Source organism: Streptomyces sp. IBSBF 2435, assembly GCF_036815005.1.
Classification (GTDB): domain Bacteria; phylum Actinomycetota; class Actinomycetes; order Streptomycetales; family Streptomycetaceae; genus Actinacidiphila.
Genome location: NZ_JAJSYW010000018.1, coordinates 57,757 through 63,959, shown reverse-complemented (window position 1 = coordinate 63,959; position 6,203 = coordinate 57,757). Strand labels below are relative to the sequence as shown.

Here is a 6,203-nt window from a genome sequence, read left to right as displayed (position 1 = left end):
CCCCGCGCGGGTGGCCCGGTTGTAGGTGCGGCCGGTGCCGGGGGGGGTGGCGGTGGCATGGAAGGAGTCTTCCTCCTGGTCCCGTTTCCCGCCGCGGAACCCGCCGGGGCTACGACCGTGTCCTCGGGCGCTCCCCAGTGGCCGGCGCGTGGCGAAGCGCCCCAGGAAGAGTCGTTCACTGAGCTTCGCCTCGCGTCGTCGTCGGGGGTCATGAGGGACGGTAAAGGTCGGGCGGGGTGCGGCGGGCGGACCGGAGGGTCAGACCTCCAGCAGCTCCGTCTCCTTGTGCTTGAGCAGTTCGTCGACCTGCGCCACGTACTTCGCGGTGGTGTCGTCCAGCTCCTTCTCGGCGCGGCGCACCTCGTCCTCGCCGGTGTCGCCGTCCTTGACGAACTTGTCCAGGGTCTCCTTCGCCTTGCGGCGGATGCTGCGGATGGAGATCTTGGCGTCCTCGCCCTTGGACTTGGCGACCTTGATGTACTCCCGCCTGCGCTCCTCGGTGAGCTGCGGGAAGACCACCCGGATGATACGGCCGTCGTTGCTCGGGTTGACGCCGAGGTCGGAGTTGCGGATCGCCTCTTCGATGTTGCGCAGGCTGCTGCTGTCGAAGGGGGTGATCACCGCCATCCGCGGCTCGGGTACCGCGAAGGAGGCGAGCTGGTTGATCGGCGTGACGGCGCCGTAGTACTCGGCCACGATCTTGTTGAACATCGCCGGGTGCGCACGGCCGGTTCGGATCGCCGCGAAGTCGTCCTTGGCGACGGTGACAGCCTTCTCCATCTTCTCCTCGGCTTCGAGGAGGGTTTCTTCAATCACCATGTGCTCCTGGTAGTCAGAAGGCGGAGCCCTGGAGGCGCGGCCCCTGCGTGCGTCTGTCCTGCACGGTGTCCGACCGGCAGCGTGTTGTCCATCCCCCGTGGCGGGTTGCGGCTACTCCCGGGTGCCCTGGGTGTTGACCAGCGTGCCGATCTTCTCACCCCTGACCGCCCGGGCGATGTTGCCCTCGGCGAGCAGTTCGAAGACCAGGATCGGCAGCTTGTTGTCCTGGCACAGGGTGATCGCGGTGAGGTCGGCGACCCGCAGGTCGCGGGCGATGACCTCGCCGTACTCCAGTGCGTCGAACTTGACCGCGTCCGGGTTCAGCTTCGGGTCGGAGTCGTAGACGCCGTCCACCCCGTTCTTGCCCATCAGCATCGCGGCGGCGTCGATCTCCAGCGCACGCTGTGCCGCGGTGGTGTCGGTGGAGAAGTACGGCATACCCATACCCGCGCCGAAGATCACCACGCGGCCCTTCTCCAAGTGCCGTACGGCACGCAGCGGGATGTACGGCTCGGCGACCTGGCCCATGGTGATCGCGGTCTGCACCCGGGTCTCGACGCCCTCCTTCTCCAGGAAGTCCTGGAGCGCGAGGCAGTTCATGACGGTGCCGAGCATGCCCATGTAGTCGGAGCGGGCCCGGTCCATGCCGCGCTGTTGCAGTTCCGCGCCGCGGAAGAAGTTGCCGCCTCCGACGACGAGGGCGATCTCGTAACCGTCCGCGACGACGGCGGCGACCTCGCGGGCGACGGCGTGCACGACATCGGGGTCGACGCCGAGGCCGCCGCCGCCGGCGAACGCCTCGCCGGACAGCTTGAGCAGGAAGCGGCGGCGCGGTGCGCCGTCGCGGACGGCGGCGGACACGGTGGTCGGGGCCTGTGCGGCGCCTTCGTTCATGGAGAGCTCCTCGTGCACGTACAAAGGAGGCCATTGCCGTGGGTCCTCGTGGGTTCCCGGTACGGCAATGGCCTCCTTGTCACATCTGCGGCCGGCCGGCGGGCAGCCGCCCGCGTACGACCCTAGCGGGGCCGCCGGCCATTCGCTGCCGGCGGCACCCGGGACTCGGTCTGCGTCCCCAGCGGTCAGACGCCGACGCGGAAGCGGGCGAAGCGCTTGAGCGTGACTCCGGCCTCGTCCAGCACCTTCTGGACGGTCTTCTTGGCGTCCTTGGCGAACGCCTGCTCAAGGACGACGTTCTCCTTGAAGAAGCCGTTCACGCGGCCCTCGACGATACGCGGCAGGGCGGCGTCGGGCTTGCCCTCCTCGCGGGCGGTGGCCTCGGCGACCCGGCGCTCGTTCTCGACGGTGTCGGCGTCGATCTCGTCACGGGTCAGGTACTTCGGCGCGAAGGCGGCGATGTGCTGCGCGACGTCCTTGGCGGTCTGCGCGTCGGCCTTGTCCAGCTCGACCAGCACGCCGACCTGCGGGGGCAGGTCCGGGCTGGTGCGGTGCAGGTAGGAGGCCACGTAGCCGCCGGTGAACTGCGCGAAGCGGTCGAGGACGATCTTCTCGCCGAGGGTGGCGTTCGCCTCGTCGACGAAGGCCTGCACGGTCTGGCCGGGCTTGATCTCGGAGCCGAGCAGCGTGTCGATGTCGGCCGGCTTGCTGCTGGCCACGTGCGCGGCGACGGCGTCGGCGACGGCGACGAACTTGTCGCCCTTGGCGACGAAGTCGGTCTCGCACTTCAGCTCGACGAGGACGCCCTCGGAGTTGTCGGCGGCGATCAGGGACACCACGGCGCCGTTGGAGGCCGAGCGGCCCTCGCGCTTGGTGACGCCCTTCTGGCCCTTGACCCGAAGGATCTCGACGGCCTTGTCCAGGTCGCCTTCGGCCTCCACAAGGGCGTTCTTGCAGTCCATCATGCCCGCGGCGGTCAGCTCGCGGAGCTTTTTGACGTCAGCGGCGGTGAAGTTCGCCATGGGTTTGAGTCTCTTCCCGAATGGTCGGTGGATCCACGGGTGGACGGCGGGGGCAATTGGCCCCCGCCGTCGTCACACGTGGTGCCGGCGGACATGCGCCGCCGGCCTGAAGGTCAGGCCTGCTCGGCGTCGCCCTCGGCGGCCGGCGCGGCGTCGGCCGGCGCGTCCTCGGCCGGGGCCTCGGTGGCGGCCTCGGCAGCGGCAGGCTCCTCGGTCGCAGCCGGGGCCTCGGCAGCGGGTGCCTCGGCCGCGGCGGGGGCCTCGGTCGCGTCGTCGGCCTTCTTCTCGCCTTCGAGCAGGTCACGCTCCCACTCGGCCAGCGGCTCCGCCGGGGCGCCCTCGGCCTTCTTGTCGCCCAGCGCGGCACCGGAGCGGGAGATCAGGCCCTCGGCGACGGCGTCGGCGATCACCCGGGTGAGCAGCGTGACGGAGCGGATCGCGTCGTCGTTGCCCGGGATCTTGTAGTCGACCTCGTCGGGGTCGCAGTTGGTGTCGAGGATCGCGACCACTGGGATGCGGAGCTTGCGCGCCTCACCGACGGCGATGTGCTCCTTCTTGGTGTCGACGATCCAGACCGCGCTGGGCACCTTCTGCATCTCGCGGATGCCGCCCAGGGTCTTCTCCAGCTTGTCCTTCTCGCGGGAGAGGACCAGCAGCTCCTTCTTGGTGAGGCCGGACGCGGCCACATCCTCGAAGTCGATCTCCTCGAGCTCCTTCAGGCGCTGCAGGCGCTTGTAGACGGTCGAGAAGTTGGTGAGCATGCCGCCCAGCCAGCGCTGGTTGACGTAGGGCATGCCGACGCGCGAGGCCTGCTCGGCGATGGCTTCCTGCGCCTGCTTCTTCGTACCCACGAACATGATGGAGCCGCCGTGCGCGACGGTCTCCTTGACGAACTCGTAGGCGCGGTCGATGTACGACAGCGACTGGAGCAGGTCGATGATGTAGATGCCGTTGCGCTCGGTGAAGATGAATCGCTTCATCTTCGGGTTCCAGCGACGGGTCTGGTGCCCGAAGTGGACGCCGCTCTCGAGCAGCTCCCGCATCGTGACGACGGCCATGGCCGTACTCCTTGATGTACTCGGTTACCGCGACCACCGGACGACGGTCGCGCCTGACACCCCGACGCGCCGTGCCACGAGGGACCGAGGGGCGCGGCCACCGTCCCCGGGAAGGGGGTGGGTGGCGGGGCGTGCGAAGTCGACCCGGTGACCCGGATCGCCAGAGAAAGTGTACGGGACCGGTGGCGTCACCGGCGACACCCGAGTTGTCCACAGGCAGCCGGCCATGATCATCCTGCGGGCGGCGGGATGCGGGATCGTCGTGTCATGGCATTCACAATGATGTGGTTCACGATGATCGCGGCCCTGCTGGCCGGTGCGGGCGGGGCCGCTCCGGCGCCCGGCGCCGGTCCCGGCGGGCCGGGCGGCGGGCGGAGCTGGCCGGTGTCGGGCCCGGGGCCGCGGGGGCGGCCGGTGGTGCTGCGCGCCTTCGAGCCGCCCGCCACGGGGTGGGGCGCCGGGCACCGCGGGGTCGACCTGCGGGCGGGCCCGGGCGCGGTGGTGCGCGCGGCGGCGCCGGGCGAGGTGGTCTTCGCCGGGCGCGTGGGCGGCACGGGTGTGCTGGTGCTGCGGATCGGCCCGGCGCTGCGGATCAGCTACGAGCCGGTGCGGGCGGCGGTGCCGGTCGGCGCCCGGGTGGCGGCGGGGCAGCGGGTCGGCACGGTGGAAGGCAGGCTCGCGCACTGCCCCGCGGGCTGCCTGCACTGGGGGCTGCTGCGTTCGGGTCCTGGCGGCGACGTCTATCTCGATCCGCTGTTGCTGCTGCCGTCCTGGATACGCCGCCCGGGTCCTTCCCGGCTGCTACCGGTGTACGGGGTCGCGGCGCCGGTGTGAGGGCACGGCCCGGACGCGGACGGGGCGGGGTCAGCCGGCGGCGCCGTGCAGGGCCATGGTTATCGCGGCCCGGGTGATCCGCTCGGGGTCCTCGGCGGCGCCCAGTTCGATGCGGCGGACGGCGGCGTCGACGACGCCCTGCAGCAGCATGGCGGTCAGCCTGGGCTCGTCGTGGCCGAGGTCGGACAGGGCGGCGACCACCATGGCCACCAGGCCGCCGTGGGCGGCGCGGATCTTCTCCCGGGCGCCGGTGTCGAGCTCGCCGGCGGAGATCGCCGCGACGGCGCGGTGCCTGCGGTCACCGACCAGGGTCAGCTGGCTGCGGACGTAGGCCTCGATCCGGCCCTCAGCGCTGTCCGCGGTCTCCATCGCGGCCTCGACCTCGGCCGCCCAGACCGGGAAGTCAACCGCGCACAGCTCCTCGACCACCGCGGCCCGGGAGCGGAAGTATTCGTAGACCGACGAGCGGGCCAGCCCGGTGCGCTCGGCCAGAGCCGGGAAGGTCAGTGCCTCCGTGCCGCCCTCCGAAAGGAGCGAGCGGGCGGCGTCCAGCAGGGCCCGGCGCTGCATCGTGCGGTGTTCGGCCACCGAGGCCGCTCGAATCCTGGGCATCCCACCACTGTAGACAGTGCGGCGCCGCGGTCACCGGCCGACGTCGGCGAGCTTTGCCCGCAGTTGAAGCACCGACTTGGTGTGGATCTGGCTGACCCGGCTCTCCGTGACGCCGAGCACCTGGCCGATCTCGGCCAGCGTCAGGCCCTCGTAGTAGTAGAGGGTGACCACGGTCTTCTCCCGCTCGGGCAGGGTGTTGACGGCGCGGGCGAGCAGCCGGCGCAGCTCGCGGTCCTCGGCGACCTCGACCGGGTTGTCGGCGCCGGTGTCCTCCAGGGTGTCCACCAGGCTGAGCCGGCCGCCGCCGTCGGCGCCGACGTGCAGCAGCTCCTCCAGGGCCACCACGTTGGCCAGCGACAGAGCGCTGAAGACGCCGTGCAGCTCCTCCAGGCCGACGCCCATCTCGGCGGCGACCTCGGGCTCGCTGGGGGTGCGTCGGAGCTTGGCCTCCAAGGTGGCGTAGGCCCGCTCCACCGCCCTGGCCTTCTGCCGCACCGACCGCGGGATCCAGTCCAGGGCGCGCAGCTCGTCGATCATGGCGCCGCGGATCCGGGTGATGGCGTAGGTCTCGAATTTGATCGCCCGGTCCGGGTCGAACTTCTCGATCGCGTCGATCAGCCCGAACACCCCGGACGACACGAAGTCGGCCTGCTCCACATTGGCCGGAAGCCCCACGCTGACCCGGCCGGCCACGTATTTCACCAGCGGCGAGTAGTGCAGGATCAACTGCTCGCGCAGCCGTGCGTCCCCCGTGGACTTGTAAGTCCGCCACAACGCGTCGAGCGACGTGGGGGCGGCGTGCCGCGGGGTGGCGGGCGGCACGGTGGTCGCGGCCGTCGCCCGTTCGGACCCGGGGGTGTGCTGGGGCATACGTCGTTGTGCGCCGTTCTGCAGTGACGTGGACAAAAAAGCGAGCCTCTGAGAGCGTAGCGTGACCATAACGTCGCTCATTGCTACATCATCC

Annotated in this window: 7 protein-coding genes; 1 reads left to right on the top strand and 6 read right to left on the bottom strand. The window is 70.7% G+C overall.

What is annotated here, in order from left to right; translation table 11 throughout:
- Window positions 1–258: 258 nt before the first annotated feature.
- The 4 genes from frr to rpsB all read right to left on the bottom strand — a co-directional run bounded on the left by frr (window position 259) and on the right by rpsB (window position 3,793).
- Entirely contained in the window at window positions 259–816 is a 558-nt protein-coding gene (frr, locus tag V7E46_RS05920) for a ribosome recycling factor (protein ID WP_329182345.1), read from the bottom strand.
- A 114-nt stretch (window positions 817–930) separates the two neighbouring features.
- Window positions 931–1,713, bottom strand: a complete 783-nt coding sequence (gene pyrH / locus V7E46_RS05915; protein ID WP_329174186.1) for a UMP kinase — start codon at window positions 1,711–1,713, stop codon at window positions 931–933.
- 185 nt (window positions 1,714–1,898) lie between these two features.
- Window positions 1,899–2,735, bottom strand: a complete 837-nt coding sequence (tsf, locus tag V7E46_RS05910) for a translation elongation factor Ts (protein ID WP_329174188.1) — start codon at window positions 2,733–2,735, stop codon at window positions 1,899–1,901.
- A gap of 113 nt (window positions 2,736–2,848) precedes the next feature.
- The gene (gene rpsB / locus V7E46_RS05905; RefSeq protein WP_329174190.1) at window positions 2,849–3,793 is read right to left on the bottom strand and encodes a 30S ribosomal protein S2; all 945 of its coding nucleotides are present in this window, start codon (window positions 3,791–3,793) and stop codon (window positions 2,849–2,851) included.
- Between the two features lie 267 nt (window positions 3,794–4,060).
- Here rpsB and V7E46_RS05900 point away from each other — a divergent pair, with 267 nt between their 5' ends.
- Window positions 4,061–4,627, top strand: a complete 567-nt coding sequence (locus tag V7E46_RS05900; protein ID WP_333767403.1) for a murein hydrolase activator EnvC family protein — start codon at window positions 4,061–4,063, stop codon at window positions 4,625–4,627.
- Between the two features lie 30 nt (window positions 4,628–4,657).
- Here the strand turns inward: V7E46_RS05900 and V7E46_RS05895 are convergent, their stop codons facing one another.
- A complete protein-coding gene (locus V7E46_RS05895) occupies window positions 4,658–5,239 on the bottom strand; it encodes a TetR/AcrR family transcriptional regulator (protein WP_329174193.1) in 582 nt (193 codons plus the stop codon).
- 30 nt (window positions 5,240–5,269) lie between these two features.
- Window positions 5,270–6,109: an RNA polymerase sigma factor WhiG gene (gene whiG / locus V7E46_RS05890; protein ID WP_333767402.1), complete on the bottom strand. Its 840-nt coding sequence runs from the start codon at window positions 6,107–6,109 to the stop codon at window positions 5,270–5,272.
- Window positions 6,110–6,203 lie beyond the last annotated feature (94 nt).

Coding starts and splice junctions, on each gene's coding strand:
- V7E46_RS05895 (WP_329174193.1), bottom strand. CDS start 5,239: ATGCCCAGGATTCGAGCGGCCTCGGTGGCCGAACACCGCACGATGCAG.
- rpsB (WP_329174190.1), bottom strand. CDS start 3,793: ATGGCCGTCGTCACGATGCGGGAGCTGCTCGAGAGCGGCGTCCACTTC.
- tsf (WP_329174188.1), bottom strand. CDS start 2,735: ATGGCGAACTTCACCGCCGCTGACGTCAAAAAGCTCCGCGAGCTGACC.
- whiG (WP_333767402.1), bottom strand. CDS start 6,109: ATGCCCCAGCACACCCCCGGGTCCGAACGGGCGACGGCCGCGACCACC.
- pyrH (WP_329174186.1), bottom strand. CDS start 1,713: ATGAACGAAGGCGCCGCACAGGCCCCGACCACCGTGTCCGCCGCCGTC.
- V7E46_RS05900 (WP_333767403.1), top strand. CDS start 4,061: ATGGCATTCACAATGATGTGGTTCACGATGATCGCGGCCCTGCTGGCC.